19 protein-coding genes are annotated in these 18,531 nt (G+C 65.8%); 5 read left to right on the top strand and 14 right to left on the bottom strand.

Annotated elements, in window-relative coordinates; all coding sequences use genetic code 11:
- Positions 1-133: 133 nt before the first annotated feature.
- The 9 genes from J2W14_RS14495 to J2W14_RS14455 all read right to left on the bottom strand — a co-directional run bounded on the left by J2W14_RS14495 (position 134) and on the right by J2W14_RS14455 (position 8,574).
- Entirely contained in the window at positions 134-931 is a 798-nt protein-coding gene (locus J2W14_RS14495; protein WP_307463759.1) for a triose-phosphate isomerase family protein, read from the bottom strand.
- Positions 932-943: 12 nt separating this feature from the next.
- Positions 944-2,329, bottom strand: a complete 1,386-nt coding sequence (locus J2W14_RS14490) for an MFS transporter (protein ID WP_307463756.1) — start codon at positions 2,327-2,329, stop codon at positions 944-946.
- Between the two features lie 63 nt (positions 2,330-2,392).
- Positions 2,393-2,518 (bottom strand): hypothetical protein, encoded by a 126-nt coding sequence (locus tag J2W14_RS14485; RefSeq protein WP_307463754.1) that lies wholly within the window; start codon positions 2,516-2,518, stop codon positions 2,393-2,395.
- Positions 2,519-2,530: 12 nt separating this feature from the next.
- On the bottom strand, positions 2,531-3,298 hold the full coding sequence (locus J2W14_RS14480; protein ID WP_307463751.1) for an SDR family NAD(P)-dependent oxidoreductase: 768 nt from the start codon (positions 3,296-3,298) through the stop codon (positions 2,531-2,533).
- Between the two features lie 33 nt (positions 3,299-3,331).
- Positions 3,332-4,318: a 3-hydroxyacyl-CoA dehydrogenase family protein gene (locus J2W14_RS14475; protein WP_307463747.1), complete on the bottom strand. Its 987-nt coding sequence runs from the start codon at positions 4,316-4,318 to the stop codon at positions 3,332-3,334.
- A 2-nt stretch (positions 4,319-4,320) separates the two neighbouring features.
- Positions 4,321-4,803: a ribose-5-phosphate isomerase gene (locus tag J2W14_RS14470; RefSeq protein ID WP_307463745.1), complete on the bottom strand. Its 483-nt coding sequence runs from the start codon at positions 4,801-4,803 to the stop codon at positions 4,321-4,323.
- Positions 4,800-6,557, bottom strand: a complete 1,758-nt coding sequence (dhaL, locus tag J2W14_RS14465; RefSeq protein ID WP_307463743.1) for a dihydroxyacetone kinase subunit DhaL — start codon at positions 6,555-6,557, stop codon at positions 4,800-4,802. The genes J2W14_RS14470 and dhaL overlap by 4 nt, the downstream gene beginning before the upstream one ends.
- Positions 6,558-6,654: 97 nt before the next feature.
- Positions 6,655-7,659: a sugar phosphate isomerase/epimerase family protein gene (locus tag J2W14_RS14460; protein ID WP_307463742.1), complete on the bottom strand. Its 1,005-nt coding sequence runs from the start codon at positions 7,657-7,659 to the stop codon at positions 6,655-6,657.
- A gap of 204 nt (positions 7,660-7,863) precedes the next feature.
- Positions 7,864-8,574 carry a GntR family transcriptional regulator gene (locus tag J2W14_RS14455; RefSeq protein ID WP_307463740.1) on the bottom strand — a complete coding sequence of 237 codons (711 nt, stop codon included), beginning with the start codon at positions 8,572-8,574 and terminating at the stop codon, positions 7,864-7,866.
- Positions 8,575-8,805: 231 nt separating this feature from the next.
- Here J2W14_RS14455 and J2W14_RS14450 point away from each other — a divergent pair, with 231 nt between their 5' ends.
- Entirely contained in the window at positions 8,806-9,258 is a 453-nt protein-coding gene (locus J2W14_RS14450; RefSeq protein ID WP_307463736.1) for a hypothetical protein, read from the top strand.
- 338 nt (positions 9,259-9,596) lie between these two features.
- On the opposite strand, the gene J2W14_RS14445 is transcribed toward J2W14_RS14450, so the two are convergent.
- The 3 genes from J2W14_RS14445 to J2W14_RS14435 form a co-directional block, all read right to left on the bottom strand.
- Positions 9,597-10,670 (bottom strand): alkene reductase, encoded by a 1,074-nt coding sequence (locus J2W14_RS14445; protein WP_307463734.1) that lies wholly within the window; start codon positions 10,668-10,670, stop codon positions 9,597-9,599.
- An 82-nt stretch (positions 10,671-10,752) separates the two neighbouring features.
- On the bottom strand, positions 10,753-11,808 hold the full coding sequence (locus J2W14_RS14440) for a 2,3-butanediol dehydrogenase (protein WP_307463730.1): 1,056 nt from the start codon (positions 11,806-11,808) through the stop codon (positions 10,753-10,755).
- Between the two features lie 133 nt (positions 11,809-11,941).
- Positions 11,942-13,732, bottom strand: a complete 1,791-nt coding sequence (locus J2W14_RS14435; RefSeq protein WP_307463728.1) for an NAD(P)/FAD-dependent oxidoreductase — start codon at positions 13,730-13,732, stop codon at positions 11,942-11,944.
- Positions 13,733-13,936: 204 nt separating this feature from the next.
- Here J2W14_RS14435 and J2W14_RS14430 point away from each other — a divergent pair, with 204 nt between their 5' ends.
- Entirely contained in the window at positions 13,937-15,274 is a 1,338-nt protein-coding gene (locus tag J2W14_RS14430) for a GAF domain-containing protein (protein ID WP_307463726.1), read from the top strand.
- 45 nt (positions 15,275-15,319) lie between these two features.
- On the opposite strand, the gene J2W14_RS14425 is transcribed toward J2W14_RS14430, so the two are convergent.
- Together J2W14_RS14425 and J2W14_RS14420 are read right to left on the bottom strand one after the other, a co-directional pair.
- Positions 15,320-16,132: a PKD domain-containing protein gene (locus J2W14_RS14425; RefSeq protein ID WP_307463724.1), complete on the bottom strand. Its 813-nt coding sequence runs from the start codon at positions 16,130-16,132 to the stop codon at positions 15,320-15,322.
- Positions 16,133-16,242: 110 nt separating this feature from the next.
- Positions 16,243-16,899 carry a DUF6318 family protein gene (locus tag J2W14_RS14420; RefSeq protein ID WP_307463721.1) on the bottom strand — a complete coding sequence of 219 codons (657 nt, stop codon included), beginning with the start codon at positions 16,897-16,899 and terminating at the stop codon, positions 16,243-16,245.
- A 222-nt stretch (positions 16,900-17,121) separates the two neighbouring features.
- On the opposite strand from J2W14_RS14420, the gene J2W14_RS14415 reads away from it, so the two are divergent.
- The 3 genes from J2W14_RS14415 to J2W14_RS14405 all read left to right on the top strand — a co-directional run bounded on the left by J2W14_RS14415 (position 17,122) and on the right by J2W14_RS14405 (position 18,525).
- Entirely contained in the window at positions 17,122-17,556 is a 435-nt protein-coding gene (locus tag J2W14_RS14415) for a pyridoxamine 5'-phosphate oxidase family protein (protein WP_307463718.1), read from the top strand.
- A 40-nt stretch (positions 17,557-17,596) separates the two neighbouring features.
- Complete coding sequence (locus J2W14_RS14410; RefSeq protein WP_307463715.1) at positions 17,597-18,028, top strand: very short patch repair endonuclease; 432 nt, start codon at positions 17,597-17,599, stop codon at positions 18,026-18,028.
- 188 nt (positions 18,029-18,216) lie between these two features.
- Positions 18,217-18,525, top strand: coding sequence for a hypothetical protein (locus J2W14_RS14405; protein WP_307463712.1), 309 nt, complete (start codon positions 18,217-18,219; stop codon positions 18,523-18,525).
- The last annotated feature ends 6 nt before the right edge of the window (positions 18,526-18,531 follow it).

The raw sequence follows: 18,531 nt of genomic DNA, 5'->3' as shown, positions 1-18,531 counted from the left end.
CGGGACATGCCCATCCTTCGCCCCCGAGTCCGCGGGACATGCTCAGTCTTAGGCATGAGAAGTGGGCAGAATGGCATTCTGCCCACTGTTCGTGGCTGGGGCGGGACATGTCCAGCGGGAACTGTGCCGTGTTTCAGCCAGCCTGGCGTGCTTCATCCAGCAGGAGTGCCTCGTCCAGCACGGCGCCGAAGTTCGCGGGGTTGTGCGCGAACCGGCCTAGGAAGAGGCCGGAGACGCCGTCGAGCCGTGGCAGCAGGCCTGGCTTGGCGGAGCCGCCGTAGATGACCGGCAGACCCTCCAGTCCGGAGGCGGCGAGGTGGCCCCTGAGCCGCCGGACGACGTCGGACACGTAACCGGCGCCTGCGGGCTCCGCCGCACCGATGGCCCAGACGGGTTCGTAGGCGATGACGATCCCGGCCGCGAGCGCCCAGTCACCCTCGACGGCCGACCGGATCTGGCGGTACACAAATTCGGCGGCGCTGGCGGCACTGCCGCCGTCGGACTCTCCCACACAGAGCAGCGGCGTCAGCCCGGCATCAGCCGCAGCCCTCACTTTGCGGGCAATCATGGCGTCGTCTTCGCCGAAGTGCCGGCGGCGCTCCGCATGGCCTATTTCAACGAGGCTGACGCCGAGCTCGGCAAGCATGGACGGGGCGACTTCCCCGGTCCACGGCCCGTCCGCCCAGCCGCAGTTCTGCGCGCCAAGCAGCAGCGGCGAACCGTGCAGAAGCCCGGCGGCCGCCGGCAGGACCGGAAACGACGGAATCACGAACGGGACAACCCGCCCGGCCGCGAGGGCCGGACGGGTGTCCACTTCGGGGCGCAGCTGCTCCAGCCAGTCCAGACTGTCCTGGTAGCCCAGGTACATCTTGGTGCTGACGCCCACCAGGATGCTGCCGCTGGTGGTCTGGCCGGGGTGGTGCTGCTGCATTGGTGTTGCTTTCTACTTGGATCCGGGTGCGCCGGTCTCGACGGAGGGCTCCTGCTCCAGAAGCTCGTCGGCTTTGTTCTTGAACCGCCTGGTCGCGAACATCATGGCCGCGGCCAGGAACGGTAGCACACCAAGAGCGTAGACGCCCATGGTCCCGGTGTCCGAGGCGGTCATCTGGTTAACCGAGGTCCGCAGGATCGGAGCCACAAAGCCGCCCAGGTTACCCAGCGAGTTGATGAGGCCGATGCCCGCCGCCGCGGCCGTGCCGGTGAGGAACGCCGTCGGGAAGGACCAGGCGATGGGGCCGATGGAGAGGAAGCTGCAGACAGCCAGCGTAATGAAGATGATGCCCAGCACCGGCAGCTGGTTGGCGCCCGCCCACGCGGAGCCGAAGATGCACAGGCCGGTGGAGATGAACAGTGCGGTGCCCCAGTTGCGGCGGCGGATCACGGTGTTGGCGGCCTTGCCGATGAAGTAGCAGGCGAAGATGCCGAAGAACCACGGGATGGCGGCCATCATGCCCACCGCGAAGCCGACTTTCTGTCCGGTCAACTGGGCCACCTGCTGCGGCAGGTAGAACGTCACACCGTAGACGGCGATCTGGAGGCAGAAGTAGATGACCGTGAAGTACCAGACCTTGCCGTTCTTCATGGCGGCGAGCACGCCGCGCGGACCGGTCTCCTCCTTGACGCTGTCCTCCAGTGCCATGACGTCGAGGAGTGCCTTCTTCTCGTCCTTGGTGAGGAACTTGGCATCTTGCGGGCTGTTGATGAGGAAGAAGAACGCAGCGATACCGGCCACAACCGCCAGCATGCCTTCAACGAAGAACATGACCTGCCAGCCCTGGACGCCGGGCACCTGGTCGCCAATGTTGATGAGCCAGCCGGAGAGAGGCGCGCCCATCATCTGCGAGAAGGGCTGCGCCAGGTAGAAGATGGCGAACATTTTGACGCGGACCTTGTTGGGGAACCAGGCGGCGAGGAACATGATGACGCCCGGGAACAGGCCGGCCTCGGTGACACCGAGCAGGAACCGCAGAATGATGAACGAGGTCTCGCCCTGGACGAACGCGAAGCAGGCGGAGACGATGCCCCAGGTGATGGCGATCCGGGCGAGCCAGATCTTGGCACCGTACTTCGTCAGCAGCAGGTTGCTGGGGATTTCGAAGAGCGCGTAGCCGATGAAGAAGATTCCGGCACCGAGCGCGTAGGCGCCGGCGGTGATGCCCTTGTCCACGCCCAGGGCGGCTTCGGCGAAGCCCACGTTGGTGCGGTCCAGGAACGCGACCACGTAGAGGATGACCAGCATGGGCATAAGCCGGCGGGACGCCTTGGAGATCGCCGATTTCAGTACCGGCGTTTCCAGAAGGTCCCTGGTGGTCGTTGTTACTACGGACATCAAAACTCCTCGTTGAGTAAATCAGGTGAGCGAATCAGGTGGTAGCGCAGGAGCGGAAATCTTCTAGCGTGAAAGGGCGATGATCATGATTCCGGCCAGGCAGGCGAGGATTCCGACGGCGAGGTAGAGCTTCCGTCCCTTGCTCCAGGACGCGAACCCTGAGGTGGGGGTGTTGTTGCGTTGTGCCACGGTGCTTCTTCCCTAGTGCATGTAGAGTCCGCCATCCACATTCAGCGTCTGGCCGGAGATGTAGCCGGCGTCCTCGCTGATGAGGAAGGCGATGGCGGCCGCGATGTCCCGGGTGGAGCCCACCCGGTTCACCACGAGGTCTTTGGTGAGTTCGTCCTTGCGTTCCTCGCTGAGGGTGCCGCCCATGATGTCGGTGTCGATGGGGCCCGGAGAGATCGCGTTGACCGTGATGTCGTACTCGCCGAGTTCGCGGGCGGTGGAGCGGGTCAGCCCGATCACACCGGCCTTGGCCACGGAGTACGGCGTCTTGGAGAAGGTGCCGCCGCCGCGCTGGGCGGAGACGGAGGAGATGTTGACGATGCGGCCGATCCGGTTCTGGACCATGGACTCGGCGACCCGGCGCGTGGCGTAGTGCACGCCGTTGAGGTTGATGCCAAGGACCCGGTCCCATTCGGCCGCGTCGAGTTCCAGGTACGGGACCGGGGAGCTGACGCCGGCCACGTTCGCCAGGGCGACGATCTGCGGCAGTTCGGCCTCGATCGCGTCGATGGCGGCGCGGACGGATGCCTCGTCGCCGACGTTCGCGCCGGCGCCGAACGCCTGGACACCGTGCTCCGCCGCGAGTTCCTTGGCCGCGGCCTTGCACCGGGCGTCGTCGAGATCGATGATGCCGATATTCCAGCCCTGGGCCGCCAGGTAGTTGGCGGTCGCGCGGCCGATGCCGCGCTCGGAAACGGCGCCGGTGATGATGGCGGTGCGTTCTGCCGGGAAAGTGCTCATGGGAGTGCTCCTGAAAGGGTCAAAGGGAGGGGCTCAGTTGATGGGGGCGGGGCCGAGCTCATCAATGAGCTTCTGCATGGCCACGTACGCCTTGTTCCGGTAGGCGATGAGCTCGGGCGTGCGCTCGGCGGGGACGTTGAGGAAGCCGGCACCGGTCTTGGTGCCCAGCTTGCCGGCTTCGACGAGGTCACTGAGGACCTTGGGCGTCGCAAAGCGCTCCGGGAATTCCGTCTGCAGGGACTTGTAGCAGAAGTTGTAGACGTCCAGGCCCGCCATGTCGGCGATGGCGAACGGTCCGAAGAACGGCAGCCGGAAGCCGAAGGTGGTGCGGACCAGGGTGTCGATGTCCTCCGCCGTCGCGATCTCCTGCTCCACCAGCTGGGCGGCCTCGTGGAACAGGGCGTACTGGAGGCGGTTGAGCACGAAGCCGGTGACGTCCTTGACCACGGCGGTCTGCTTGCCGGCGGCGTGGACGAGGTCACGGACAGCGCCGACGGTGGCCGCCGAGGTGCCGGCGTGAGGGATGATTTCCACGCCGGGGATGAACGGCGAGGGGTTGGAGAAGTGCACGCCCAGGAACCGGCCCGGGTTGGCAACGGGCTCGGACAGCTCCCTGATGGAGATGGTGGAGGTGTTGGACCCGATGATGGCGTCCGGGCGGGCGGCGGCGCTGATGCGCGCCAGCGTCTGGTGCTTGATGGCGATGACTTCGGGGACGGCTTCCTCGATGAAGTCGGCGTCGGCCACGGCTTCCTCGATGTCCTTGGCGGCCCAGAGGTTCGCCTTCAGGATGGCGGTGGAGCCTTCCGGGAAGAGACCGGCGGCGACGAACTCGTCGGATTCGGTCAGCAGCCGCTCGTAGTTCTTCTGCGCCACTTCGGCGGACACGTCTGCGAGGGCCACGCGGGCACCGCCGAGCGCCAGGACCTGCGCGATCCCGCCGCCCATGTAGCCGGAGCCGACGACGGCGATCTTGCGGGCGGCGTTAATGGCGGCCGCGGTGGTGGTTGATTCGGTCATGATCAGACTGCCTTCGTGTAGTCGGGCTCATAGGAGCAGATGGCGTCCACCTTGGCGGCGGATGAAGAGGTTTCGTCGAAGCGGTGGCCCAGCCACTGGGTGACGAGGTTTTTGGCGAGTTCCAGGCCGATGACACGCTGGCCCATGGTGAGGACCTGGGCGTTGTTACTGAGCACGGACCGTTCCACCGAGTAGCTGTCGTGCGCGGTGACGGCACGGATGCCGGGGACCTTGTTGGCCGCGATGGCCACGCCCAGGCCCGTGCCGCAGATCAGCAGGGCCCTGTCGGCTTCGCCTTCGGCCACCTTGCGTGCGGCGTCAACGGCGATGTGGGGGTAGGCGGTGGAATCGTTGGCGCCGACTCCGATGTCCTGCACGGAGGCGACGCGGGGGTCGGCCTCCAGGAGTGCCTTGAGTGCGTTCTTGTATTCGACGCCGGCTTCGTCGTTGCCGACGATCACGCGCCAGCCTGCTGCTGTGCTCATGCCTGTGCTCCTTGTTTGGCCGGTTCGGGGTTACCGAGCCGGTTGTCGGTGTGTGCGGAAATCCTTGCTGCGATGAGGGCGAATGACACCGCTCCCGGATCGGGGTGGCCCAGGCTCTTTTCCGCGAGCGGCCGGGCGCGTCCCTTCAGGGGCCGGAGCTCCGCGGTCCGGTCGGCCGCGGTCTGGGCGGCGGCGGCAGCGGCGGCGAGCGCGGCAGCGGCGGTAGCGCCGCCGTCGAGCGCCAGCAGGAAGGTGTCCCGGAAGGGCAGCAAAGCGTCCACCATGGTCTTGTCCCCTGCGTCGGCTTTGCCGAGTTCGGTGATGGCGTCAACGAAGGCGCTGACCGTGGCGGCTGCGTCCCCGGCGGAGTAGCTGTCCCGGTTGCCCAAGGCCAGTCCGGCCGCGATGACCGCGGACCCCCAAAGCGCTCCGGAAGTACCGCCGGCGCGTTCGCTCCAGGCCTCCCCCGCGGACGTCAGGACGCTCGCCGGCGAGGCGCCGCCGTCGGCCGCGGCCGCCTGCTCAGCAGCGGTGACCGCTGCGTCCACGCCGCGGCGCATCCCGATGCCGTGGTCGCCGTCGCCCGCGATCGCGTCCAGACGGCCCAGTTCCTCTTCGTGTTCGACGACGACGTCCCGCACCTGGCGGAGCACTGCGACGGCCTGCCGGCCGAGCTCTGCCGCGGCCGGGGTGGGGCGCTCGACGTCGGACGCCACTTCCGCGTCCGCGGCGGCCAGTTGACGCGCGGCGCGGGGTGCGAGGTTGCCCTTGCGGAACGCCGGGGTGTCGGCCGGGGCCGCCCAGTACTGTTCGAGTTCCTCGTCCAGCCACAGCAGGGTCAGGGAGAGTCCGGACATGTCCAGGCTGGTGACGAGCTCGCCGCATTCGGGTTCCACGACGGTGAGTCCGGCCGCGAGGAGCAGCTTTTCGATTTTTCCGAAGAGCAGGAACAGCTCGTCATACTTGACGGTGCCGAGGCCGTTGACGATCGCCACGACCCGGCTGCCGGCGTCGTGGGGCTTGTCGGCGAGCAGTTTGGTGACGAGCAGCTCGGCGAGTTCCGAGGCCGTGGGCATCGGGTGCTCGGAGATTCCGGGTTCGCCGTGGATGCCCAGGCCCAGGGACATCTGTCCTGCGGGGACGGAAAACAGCGGCGCGTCGGCGCCCGGCAGGGTGCAGCCGCCGAACGCGACGCCGAGCGAGCGGGTGCGGTAGTTCGTCCGGATGGCCAGCCGTTCGACGCCGTCCAGGTCCAGTCCGGCTTCGGCGGCGGCTCCGGCGATTTTGAAGACGGTCAGGTCCCCGGCGATCCCGCGGCGCTTCCCGATCTGGTCCAGCGGCGCGCTGGCGATGTCGTCCGTGACCAGAACGGTGCGGGTCGGGATGCCCTCGGCGTTGAGGCGGAGCTGCGCCTGGCCGAAGTGCAGGACGTCCCCGGCGTAGTTGCCGTAGCTCAGCAGGACCCCGCCGCCGGCGTTGGCGGCCTTGGCTACCCGGTAGACCTGGCCGGCGGCGGGGGACGCGAACATGTTGCCGCAGGCCGAGGCCGCGGCCAGTCCGGGGCCCACGAGTCCGGCGAAGGCCGGATAGTGGCCGGAGCCGCCGCCGACGACGAGGGCGACCTGCCCGGCCGGGACCTCGGTGGAACGGACGACGCCGCCGTCCACACGGGCAACGTACCCGCGGTTGGCCGCCACAAAGCCGTCCAACGCTTCATCCGCAAAGTCAGCGGGGTTGTCGAAGATCTGGGTCATGGTTTCCTCATTGAATCCGTGTTGGAGAAGTAAGAGAGGTGAATCCCCCCGAGGTGCGGCCGCCCCCCAAATTGCCTGGCGGCCGCACCCTGCGGGGTCAGGCGCTGGCGAGTGACGTGGCTGCCGGCTGCTGCCGGCCTTGTGCGACCTGGCTCTGGCCCAGGGTGTAGCCGTCCCTCTTCGGCAGGACCTGGCGGCGGAGGTAGTCCTGGTTGCTGGCCGTAACGGACAGTCCGTCGCCGCCGTAGTGCTCGGTGCAGAGGATGCCCTGGAAACCGACGGAGAGCGCGACCTTGAACGCCTCGCGGTAGTTGATCAGGCCGCTTTCCATCGGGGCCGGCATGGCGACGTAGGTGTCGCGGGCGACGTCCTCGTCGCGGATGTAGTTCTTCATGTGCCAGTAGTTGGAGTACGGCAGGGTCTTGGCGACCATCTCGCGCCAGTCCTCGATCGGGCGGTGCAGCCGGATGAGGTTGCCGATGTCAGGGTTGATGCCGACGTTGGCCAGTCCGATGTCCTGGACCAGCTGCACGGAGGAATCCGCGGTCCCGAGGTAGGTGTCCTCGTACATTTCGAGCGAGAGCAGGACGCCGACCTCGGCCGCGTGCTTACCGAGTTCCCGCAGGCGGGTCACGGCCTTGTCCCAGGTTTCCTTGTCCCCGACCGGGTCCTTGTAGCCTTCGACGGTCCAGAACCAGAGCTGCTTCTGCTGCTCCGCGGTGATGGCCTGGTGCAGCCCGAAGGAGACCACCTCGCAGCCGAGCTCGGCGGCGGCATCGATGGTGCGGTGGCTGTACGCGAGGTTCGCTTCCCAGCTGCCTTCCTCGATGACGCTGCGGCGGATGGCGGAGATGACGGGGATGCCGATGCCCACGTTGTCCGCGGTCTGCTTGAATTCGGCAAGGCGTGCGGGGCTGAGGTCACCGGGGCGGACCCAGCTGTCGGTGAGATCCGCATTGGCGAATCCTGCGTCCTTGACCTCGGTGAGGACTTCGGCCCAGGCGGAGGCCTCGGCGTCGTTGACGTGGTTACCTTGGGCGTCGGTTCCCGGGAACTGCAGCAGGGCCGCGGTGATGGGCCAGTTTTCGGCTGTGTAAGCCATGGGTTCACTCCTTTGTGGAATCCTGTTTCCTATAGGATCTACTATCCAAGGGGTGTTGTCAAGATCACATCCGGGTTCTAGGCAACAATCAAAGATCCTATAGGGCAGTCTTCAGGAGGGGAAGGCCCCTTAGGCACCTTAGAGAGATGGGTTGGCCAGACGAACGGTAAATCAGGCCGGTTTCAGCCCGGATTCAGCTCGGAATCAGCCGGCCGGGGCGTCGGCGATGGCGCGGCCACGCACCTTTTGCACGTGATCCGCCATCGCCAGGGCGGCTTTCTCCGGGTCACTGGACGCGAAAGCGTCCAGGACGGTTTGGTGCTCGGCAATGGCATTTTCAGCGTCGGTGATGCCCACGCCCCCGAAGAGACGGAAACGCTGAACTTGCCCGCCGAGTGCCCCGTAGGCGGCGACCATGAACTGGTTGCCGGTAAATTCCGCGATCAGCCGGTGGAACCTCTCGTCCGCTTCCAGATAGTCGCGGTACTCGGCGAACGACGGACCTCGCGGCGCGGTTTTGAGGTCAGCGACCGCCTGCCCCAGTTCAGCGAGCCGCCCTGGCGTCAACCGGCCGCAGGCGAGGCGAGCATTGACGGGCTCAATCGCCAGGCGTGCCTCCATGAGCTCAGCGAAGTCTTCCCTGGTGAACATGGGAGCAACCCGGTAGCCCTTGAGTGCCACTCGCCGCACCATGCCGGTGTGCTCCAGCCGTGCCAGCGCTTCCCGGACCGGCGTCGGCGACACATCGAGTTCCCTGGCGGTGCCGTCGATGCTCACCGCGGCCCCGGGCTCAAGCCGCCCGTCCATGAGTGATGCCAGGAGCTCTTCGTAAACGTGATCAGCCAGGACCTGACGGCTGACGGGACGGCCTGCGGGGCGGGCCTCGGGCCGGCTCCCGGACGAAGCTGGTTGCATGATCAAATCCTATAGGACTGCCGTTGCATGGGTCTTTACTGTGCTCTTGGGGCCGGATCGGGGCGTTGTAGCCTCTCGGCCACATTAGGAGCTGCCGCCGAGGCCTACGAGTATTTTCCCGCCCCGGAAGTACAATCCACAGCAGGCACAAGCAGCGCTAAAGGGTCGCTGGTCCCGCAGCCTGTCCTGGCCCATCACAGGGCGGCGTGTAACTCCCCTAGCGAACTTTCCGTGAGACGCGGAACAGTGTTTGGTATTTATCAACTCGAGTCCAAGGATCCACTCCTCGGCATCCGGTATGTTGGCGACCCGGAACGAACGATCAGGCTGCGAAGGGTCGCTGGGCTGGCCAATCGCCCCGGAGGCGCCTTCAAGCTGACTGTCGGCGAGGCGGTCATTCCCTTTGAGGTCACCGGCGATCAGCTGACAGATCCTGAAAGCGGGAAAATGTACATTCTCCGGCGCTTTGACAGCTTTGGAGTTAGCCCCACCGCCAAACTCCTCGGGAAAATTGAGTCATACGAATTTCCTGATGAGGAGACGAGAGACGGACTTCTCTTGGTGGCTGCTGAGGCACTGATTATCTTCGGTTGGAACTATGACGGCCCCTCACGAGACGACGGCTTCATTCGTGTAGATATCGACGGGCGAATAATGACTCTTGGGGACATTCCGCACCCTTGAAATGAACTGACATCAGGAACGGGTCACCCTGCGGCCGCAATTCTTGGCAATGGATTGGCGACATATCGGGACATGCCCATTGGCAGCACCGTACCCACGGGACATGTCCCCTCTTCACCCACGTCGCCACGGGACATGTCCACTATTCACCAACGTCGCCACGGACATGTCCACTATTCACCAACGTCGCCGCGGGACATGCCCATCCTTAAGCACGAACAGTGGGCAGAATGGCATTCTGCCCACTGTTCGTGGCGGCGGGGGGACATGTCCAGGGGGAAGTGTGTCCCAAGGCTGGACATGTCCGGCGGCGGCGGCCGGGGTGCCGTAGGCCGGTGCTAGTTCTGGTAGGCCGGGTAGTCCGTGTAGCCCTCGGCGCCGTCGCTGTAGAAGGTGGACGGGTCGGGCTCGTTGACCGGAAGTCCTTCACGCCAGCGGCGGACCAGGTCCGGGTTGGCGATTGCCGGGCGTCCGACCACGACGGCGTCCGCGTGGCCGTCCGCGACCAGCGCCCTGGCTTCCTCGCGGGTGGTGATGACGCCGAAGCCCGAGTTCAGCAGGAAGGTTCCGCCGAACCGGGTGCGCAGGTCCTGCACCAGCTCACTGGTGGTCGGATCCTTGTGCAGCACGCTCAGGTAGGCCAGCTTCAGGGGCGCCAGGGCATCCACCAGAATCTTGTAGGTCTCGTTGACATCCGCCGCGTCAAGTTCGGTGGCGCCCTGGACGTTGTGCTCGGGCGAGATGCGGATGCCGACCCGGTCGGCGCCGATCGCGTCCACCACGGCCCGGGTCACTTCAATGACGAAGCGCGCACGGTTCGCGGGCGAGCCGCCGTAGACGTCGTCGCGCTGGTTGGCGGACGGTGCCAGGAATTCGTGCAGCAGGTACCCGTTGGCAGAGTGCAGCTCGACGCCGTCGAACCCGGCACCGATCGCATTGCGGGACGCCGTGACGAACTCCTGGACGATGCCCGGCAGTTCCTCGGCGGTCAGGGCGTGCGGAACCGGGAACGGCTTCTTCCCCTCGTAGGTGCGGGTCTCGCCGTCGATTGCGATGGCGCTGGGCGCCACCACCCGGTAGCCACCGTTGGTGTCTTCGTGCGTGACGCGCCCGGCGTGCATGACCTGGGCGAAGATGCGGCCGCCCTCGGCGTGCACGGCAGCGGTGACATCGGCCCAGCCCTTGAGCTGTTCCTCGGTGACCAGGCCCGGCTGGCCCGGGAACCCCCGGCCGGCGGGGCTGGGATACGTGCCCTCACTGACGATCAGGCCGAGGGATGCCCGCTGCCGGTAGTGCTCGACCACCAGCGGGCCGGGAATGCCCTCCTTGCCGGAGCGGACGCGGGTCAGCGGCGCCATCACAAGTCGGTTGGGCAGTTCCAGCTCGCCGAGAGTCATCGGGGAAAACAGCATGCGCAGTTCCTTTCACCAGGGATTGGGTTCACTGGCTGCAACTGCGGAGCGTCTGCAACTATTCCGGGTGAGACCCGGATCACTACGGGTGGACGATGATCTTGACCGCGGTGTCGTTGTGGTGGATCAGCGTGTCGAAGCCCTTGTCCACGAGGTCATCCAGGCCGATCCGTCCCGTGATAAACGGTTTCAGGTCGACCTTTCCCTCCTGGACGAGCTTGATCGCGGCCGCGTGATCACCGCAGTAGGCGATGGTGCCGCGCAGGTCGATTTCCTTCAGGACGACCTTCTGCATGTCCACAGTGGCCGGACGTCCCCAGATCGAGACATTGACCACGACGCCGGCCGGCTTGACGACGTCGAGCATCGTGTCCAGCACGGCATTCACGCCGGCACATTCAAAGGCTGCATCCGCCCCCGCACCGGCGGTCAGTTCCAGCACCCGCGCCTTGACGTCATCCGAGCTCGGGTCCAGCACATGGTCCGCCACGCCCGAGGAAACCGCCTTGTCCTTCCGGGCCGCGGACAGCTCCGTGACGATCGTGGTGACTCCCAGGCCCTTAAGGACCGCCGCGGTGAGCAGGCCAATGGGACCCGCACCGCCGACGACGGCGACGTCCCCGGCCTTGACGTCGCTCCGGCCGACGGCGTGATAGGCCACCGCGAGGGGTTCGATGAGGGCGGCTTCGTCCAGCGGGATGTCGCCCACGGGGTGGACCCACCGGGTGTCGACGACGACCGTCTCGCTCAGGCCCCCGCCGCCGCCGGCCAGGCCGATGAAGCCCAGCTTGGTGCACAGGTTGTAGTGGCCGCTGAGGCACGGGCCGCATTCGTTGCAGACGATATAGGGTTCCACCACGACGCTGTCTCCGACGGCGAGCCCGGTCACTCCCTCCCCCAGTTCCTCGACCGTGCCGGAGAATTCATGCCCCAGGGTGACCGGTGCTTCCTCGTGTGAAATCGGGTGGGGGTGGCCGGGCGGCGGCGTAAAGATCGGCCCCTCCAGGAACTCGTGGAGATCAGTCCCGCAGATCCCGCACCAGGCGACGGCGATCTTCACCGCTCCGGGGCGCAGCTCCGGCGCCGGAACGTCTTCGATCCGGAGGTCCTCACGGGCGTGGAATCGTGCAGCTTTCATGGTGTATTCCTTCGCATTACGGGCCGTGGATGCGCCCGGTCAGGCGCATCCACGGCATGTCGTTGGATTCTCACAAGGAGGCCGTCACCCCCAGTGTGGTTCCCGGGGCTGTGATTGTCACGGCCCGTCCGGGTCAGCGCGTGTGGTGCGTGGGCTGGCGCTCAAAGACCGGCGTCGGCAGCCCTTCCATCCTGGCCTTGAGCTGCAGCGCCAGATAGTTGGAGTAGTGGCGGCTTTGGTGCAGATTGCCGCCGTGGATCCAGAGGTTGTCGACGTTGGTAGGCTTCCACATGTTGCGCAGTTCGCCTTCCCACGGCCCCGGGTCCTTGGGAGTGTCGGAGCCGAAGCCCCAGCACTTCCCGACGGCGTCGGCGACCTCGGGTGAGACCAGATCGGCCAGCCAGCCGTTCATGGAGCCGTAGCCGGTGGCGTAGATGATGGCGTCCGCCTCCAGCTCCGCCCCGTTGGCCATCACGACGGCGTTCCCGGTGATCTTGCCGACCTCGCCGTTGGCGAGCTTGACCCGGCCGTCGATGATCAGCTGCGAGGCGCCGACGTCGATGTAGTAGCCGGAGCCGCGCCGCAGGTACTTGAGGAACAGCCCGGAGCCGTCCACGCCGAAGTCTAGGTCGAAGCCGGCGGCCTCCAGCTGGGAGTAGAACTCGGCGTCCCGCTCGGCCATCTCCGCGTACACCGGGATCTGGGCTTCGGGCAGGATCCGGTACGGCAGCGAGGCGAACAGCAGGTCGGCCTTCTCCGTGGTGACCCCGTTGGCGAGCGCCTTCTCGGAATACAGGCCGCCAAGGGCCAGGTCCATGAGGGATTCGCTGCGGGCGATGTGGGTGGAGGACCGCTGGACCATGGTGACGTCCGCGCCGTGCTCCCAGAGATCGGCGCAGATATCGTGCGCCGAGTTGTTGGAGCCGATGACCACGGCCTTCTTCCCGGTCCAGTCACCGCCGCCCGGGTGCTTGGACGAGTGGTACTGCTCCCCCAGGAAGGAGTCGGCGCCGTCGAACGCGGGAACGCTGGGATACCCCGAGACGCCCAGGGCGAAGACGAGCTGCTGGGGGCGCAAGGTGACCGGTTCGCCGTCGCGCACTACCTCCACGACCCACTCCTGCGAGGTTTCGTCGAAGCGGGCGTTGGTGCATTCGGTCTTGGACCAGTAGTTCAGTTCCATGATCCGCGTGTAGTTTTCCAGCCAGTCGCCGATCTTGTCCTTGGCCGCGAACACCGGCCAGTCGTCCGGGAACTTGATGTAGGGCAGGTGGTCATACCAGACCGGGTCGTGGAGGTGCAGGGACTTGTAGCGGTTTCGCCAGGAGTCGCCGGGGCGATCGTTCTTCTCGATGATGATGGTGGGCACACCGAGCCGGCGCAGCCGTGCCCCCAGCCCGATCCCGCCCTGGCCACCGCCGATGATGACGGTGTACGGCTGGTCCTCGTAGCCGAGCCGGGCTTCCTGCTCTTCCTTCAGCTCCAGCCAGGACTTGCGGCCCTTGGTGATCTCGTGGGCGACACCTTTCTCCCGGTTGGCCCCCTTCTTTTCCTCGAAGCCCTTGAGCTCCTGCATGGTGGTGAGCAGGGTCCAGCATTTGCCGTTGCGGAGCCGCAGATGGGCGTGGCCGCGGGCCTGGGCGGTCTCGAAATTCACCCACGCCTCGGCGTTGGCAGCGTCCCCGGTGGCGTCCTCGGCCAGGGTCCAGTTGCTGGGCTGCACGTCGTCAAGGGTCGCGTCCAGCATCCGCCGGATGTCCTCCTTGCCCTCCAGGGTCTTGAGGTTCCAGGTGAAGGAGACGAAGTCGCGCCAGTACGAATCGTCGTCGAATAGCTCGAGGGCGTCGTCCGTGTTGTGGCTGCGCAGCGCCTCATCGAACCGCGCCAGCCACGCCCCGACCACGCCGTTTGGAGTCTCAGGCATGTTTCCTCTTTTCCGTTGCTAACTGTGGGCCGGTCCCGTTGCATGACGTCCAGTCCATGCCGTGACCCGCATCACAAGTAAAGTCCGCGGGGGGTTACAATCGGGTTACACAGGGCTCTCAAGCTCCTGGCCCGCGCCTCCGCCGGCCGGGAGGGCGGCAGCTGGCCGGGTGCGACGATTCGAGGGCGAGTTGGAACAATGAGCATGCGGCATGGGAGTCGCTCCATCACGCAGCTCTCTGACCTGAGGTTTTCTGCGCCGGCGGAGTACGCACGCGCCCTGCGGAAGGCGCACGAGGCCACGGTTTCCGGCACTCCGAACCCGCATTTGTCGCCGTCCCTCGTCAAGTCCTGGCAGCGTTCCCTCGCGCTGGGCATCAATCCGGACCAGCACCGTCCGATCCACCGGCATGAAGTCGCCGAGGCGCGCTCGCTCAGTGCCGGCCACCGGCTGGCGGCCGTGATGCCGGCGCTGTCCCAGTTGCTGGCCGATGAGACCGCGACCGGGCGCCACCTGCTGATCGTGACCGATCACGAGGGCGAAGTGCTGTGGCGCGTCGGCAGCAAACAGGCATTGAAACTCGCGGACTCCCTGGAGTTCGTGGAGGGGGCCGACTGGTCCGAATCGGGCGTTGGCACCAACGCCATCAGCGAAGCCCTGGTGACCGGCGCCCCCGCACAACTCTTCTCGGCCGAGCACCTGGTGCGGACGCACCACGACTGGGCCTGCACGGCCTCCCCGATCCGCGACCCGTTGTCGGGGGAAGTCATCGGCGTCCTGGACGTTTCCGGCCCGTTCGAATCCGTCACGCCGGACAGCCTGCGGCTGGTGCGCTGCGGCGTGCGGCTGGCTGAGGAGCTGCTGAAATCCGCCACCCCGCCGGTTGGGGCCGGTCACCAGCACGGACAGTCTGCGGGGTCTGCTGCCGCGGGGCGCTCCGAGGCCGGGGTCCGGTCGCTACTGACGCTGCGGCTGCTGGGGGACGCGCCGTCCGCGGCGCTCGACGGCGGCGCCCCTCGCCCGCTGACACTGCGCCGTGCCGAAATCCTGGCCCTGCTGGCCTCCCGGACCCAGGGCTGGAGCGCCGATGAACTGGCCTACGAGATCCACGGCGACGCGGGCACTGCTGCGGCGATCCGGACCGAGATGCACCGGATACGCAGCATCCTGGGCAATGTCGTGGAAGCCAACCCCTACCGATTCTCGTCGGCCGTCAGGGTGGTTACGGATGCCGCTCAGGTGGCTGGCCATTTGCGGGACGGCCGGGTCGCCGAGGCCTTCGCGGCGTACCGGGCCAAATTCCTCAACCGTTCGACCAATCTTGCGGTCGGGTTTATGCGCGACGAGCTCAATGAAGCGGTCGGCGCCTCCGTCCGGGCCAGCGGTGACGCCGGGTTGATGCTGCAGTGGTGCAGCAGCGACATGGGCTCCTGGGACACTGCGGCCGCAGCCACGGCGGCCACACTGCTGGGGCCCCAGGATCCCCGCTGCCAGCTGGTGAGTGCCCGGATGGAACGGCTCGACCGGGAGTTGCGGGCGTAGCTCGCGTGTCATCGGTGCATGCGCCGGCAGCGCCCGGGCTCAACGCTAGGGGGCAGGAGGTACGACGCCGGGGCAGCCTTGGCCCTGCGGATTGCGGAGGCAGTCGTCGGCGTAGTTCCGGGTGATGGAGCGCCAGACGCTGACGGTCTGCGGCGGCGAACTGAATTGCCCTTGCCCCGGGATGGGCAGCGGCGGCCCGCCATTGACCGAGTAGGTTCCCTGGAAATGGGTCGTCAGCACCACCGAGAAATCGCCCGTCTGGGTATAGACGTGGCTGGTGGAGGTCTTTTCGCCCCAGCGGTCCTGCGGGAGGGGTCCACCGGCCGCCGTCTGCGGCCCCAGCGAGGTTCCGTCCCCGTAACTCCAGGTGTACTGGACGGGTTTGGCAACGATTGAGACACTCTGGCCGAGCATGTCTACCGTGAATGATTGCTCAGCTGCCTCCACATAGAAGTTGGTCTCGGCGCCTCTGAGCGTGTGCGGATTCGGTTGCATCACCGAGTTTCCTGCGCTTACGGGAAGTTGCTGAAACTTCGTCTGAATCTGAGCGGCGATCTTACCCAGTACGTCGTCCGGTTTCTCGGAATACACGCAGCGGTCCGGGGCGATCCGGCTCCAATCGTTTGGTCCCGCCACCACCAACTTCCACCACCATCTGACGGGGCGTCCGTTTTCACCGGCACTGCACTCTGTCGCCGCGGCGAGACAGTCGACATCGAAGGAATTATTGTCCACCAAGCACAGGTAATCGAACCGGTATTGGTATGGGCTCTGAGGGACGGCGTTGGGCGCGTCCACCCAGACTTTGGTGGACGCGTCGTATCGCCAAACGCCAACGCCAGTCGAGTTCCAGAACACGTCCGATGTGTCGGCGACAGCTGGAGCTCCGCCGGACACCGAAATCAGAATGACTGCTACCAGGACCTTTAGAGAGTGCCCGAGAGAGCTACGAAGACCACAGCCTCTTTTCATCCACCGAGCCGATCGACGTCCACTGCGTTCCACCCGCCGTCTGTGAAACGAATGGTCATTATGTCGGCAAGAACTTGCGAGGCAGCCACGGACTTTTCGATGCTGGAATCTGCCCGATGAAGGGACCCGCCAGGTTGTTCCAGCTGTGTAGTGACTTGATAGTGGCCGTCAGCGGTCTTCACGAATTCCGTGAAGGCCCCTTTGACCGCCACAAGACCTCCCGCAATCCAACGGCCCTCCGAGTTCCATTCAACTATGCCGGGGCGAACCTTCGCACACATGCGACATCCAGCACCCGTTACCGCATCTAACGGCACGAAATCTCCGGTTTGATAGGCGTAATTCAGAGCCTCATACCAGTGCTTCGCGAAAGCGATTGCACCTTCCCTCGTCTCCGCCTTCGCAGCTTCCGGGAGCACGGGAATTGGCACGTTTTGGGCCTTGCCCGAGGCATCGGCCGGTTTATAGCTCGCCGTTGGCGTGGGGGTGGCCGTCTGTGTCGGCGACGCCGTCGGGCTTGAGGACTCAGGTGCGGCCGTTGCGCCTGGTGTTTTCCCCCCGCCGGTGCAGGCTGTGACTGGCAACAGGCTTAGGGCAACCGCGGCGGCAAAAATGCGTCTGCGGCGGTCAAAAATTGAAGTGCGAGATGTCATGGTCAGCTACTCCCCCGATAGAAATCAAGACGCCTGAAGCCAATCAATGCTCTAAGGGTAACTGACATCACATTTGGGACACCGTGGTTATCCACAGGAACCCTGGATCGCCCCGAGCCGGCGCTCAGAATAGACACGCCCGGCACCGTTCCCGGCCGACACACACCGACTTTCCCGCCCACGCCTCTGGCGTTTTTCTACACCGCCCAGAACAATGAACCCATGATGTTCGAACATGCAGACGAAACCCCCATCCTCGTACTTGATGACGATCAGAGCTGGAAGCTGATTGAGGGCACCAAACACGGCAGGCTCGTGGTCATCGTTGGCAGCGAACCCGATATCTTTCCGGTGAACTACGCCGTGAGCGACCGGAAGCTCTACCTCCGAACCGCACCCGGCAACAAACTCGCTGAGCTGACCATCAATGCCAAAGTGCTGTTCGAAACCGACGGCATCCTCTCCGACGAGGCCTGGTCGGTTGTCCTGCGCGGCACGGCCCGGGTCCTCGACCAGTCCGCCGACATCGCAGCGGCAGAAGCCCTGGGGCTCAAGCCGTGGGTGCCGACCCTGAAGGACTTCTACGTTGAGATCCAGCCCACCTCGGTCAGTGGGCGCCATTTCCAGTTTGGCGAGCACCCCGAGCGTGAGATCTAGCATCCGGTCGGCGGCGGCACCCGCCGCCTAGACTTAAATCATGGCGGACAAGCTGACCCCCGAGCGGCGCAGCTGGAACATGTCCCGCATCCGCGGGAAGAACACCAAGCCCGAGCTGCTGGTGCGCAGGTTGCTCCACGCCAAGGGCTACCGCTACCGGCTGCACGGCACTGCCCGCGGCGGACGGCTCCCGGGTAACCCGGATCTGGTCTTCGCCAGCCGCCACAAAGTGATCTTCGTGAACGGCTGCTTCTGGCATTTCCATGACTGCCGGGCCGGGCAGCACGCGCCCAAGGCCAACGCCGAGTTCTGGGAAACCAAGCGCACCCGGACTCGGACCCGCGACGCCGAACAACGCCGTCAGCTGGAGCACTCGGGCTGGGAAGTGCTCACCGTCTGGGAGTGCGAGCTCAAGGACGTTTCCGCGCTGGAGCAGCACCTGGATGACTTCCTGCAGGGAAAGACCGCTTAGCCCGGACTCCTTCCGGCTCCCAGAGGTGGCTCTCCGACGTCGTTCCTGCACGTCGCTTGCAGCGCCAATAAAAAATATTTCAACGCTCCGAGACAGACTCGTCTGTCTCGGGTAATATCCGAATCTGGGGACAAGGACTCTATCGAGTCCGCATTTACTCGTACTTCTACTCCACGGGAGAGCGCCAGATGCCGCACTTGCTGAGGTCCACCACGTCGCCTGCAACTCGGCCGTCAAAGTCGTCCCCCGAGTCACGGCCGCCGGAGCACCGGCGGTCCCCCGAGGCCGACCGGGCCCACCATATCGATCCCGATCTCGGCCCCCTGCGCCGGCAGGTATCCGCGATCATTGATGCGATCCTCTCCGATACCACCCCGGACGAGGCTCAGGTCCGCGAACGGCTAAGCTGGCACGTCGCCAACAACCCTGGCCAGCCGGAGAAGGCTCTCCTGGGCCACCTGCTGTCCGTTTCCGAGGAACAGGCCGCCGGCTACTAAGACTCG

The organism is Pseudarthrobacter oxydans (assembly GCF_030812335.1).
Lineage (GTDB): Bacteria > Actinomycetota > Actinomycetes > Actinomycetales > Micrococcaceae > Arthrobacter > Arthrobacter oxydans_B.
This window is presented reverse-complemented; position numbering and strand designations above follow the sequence as displayed.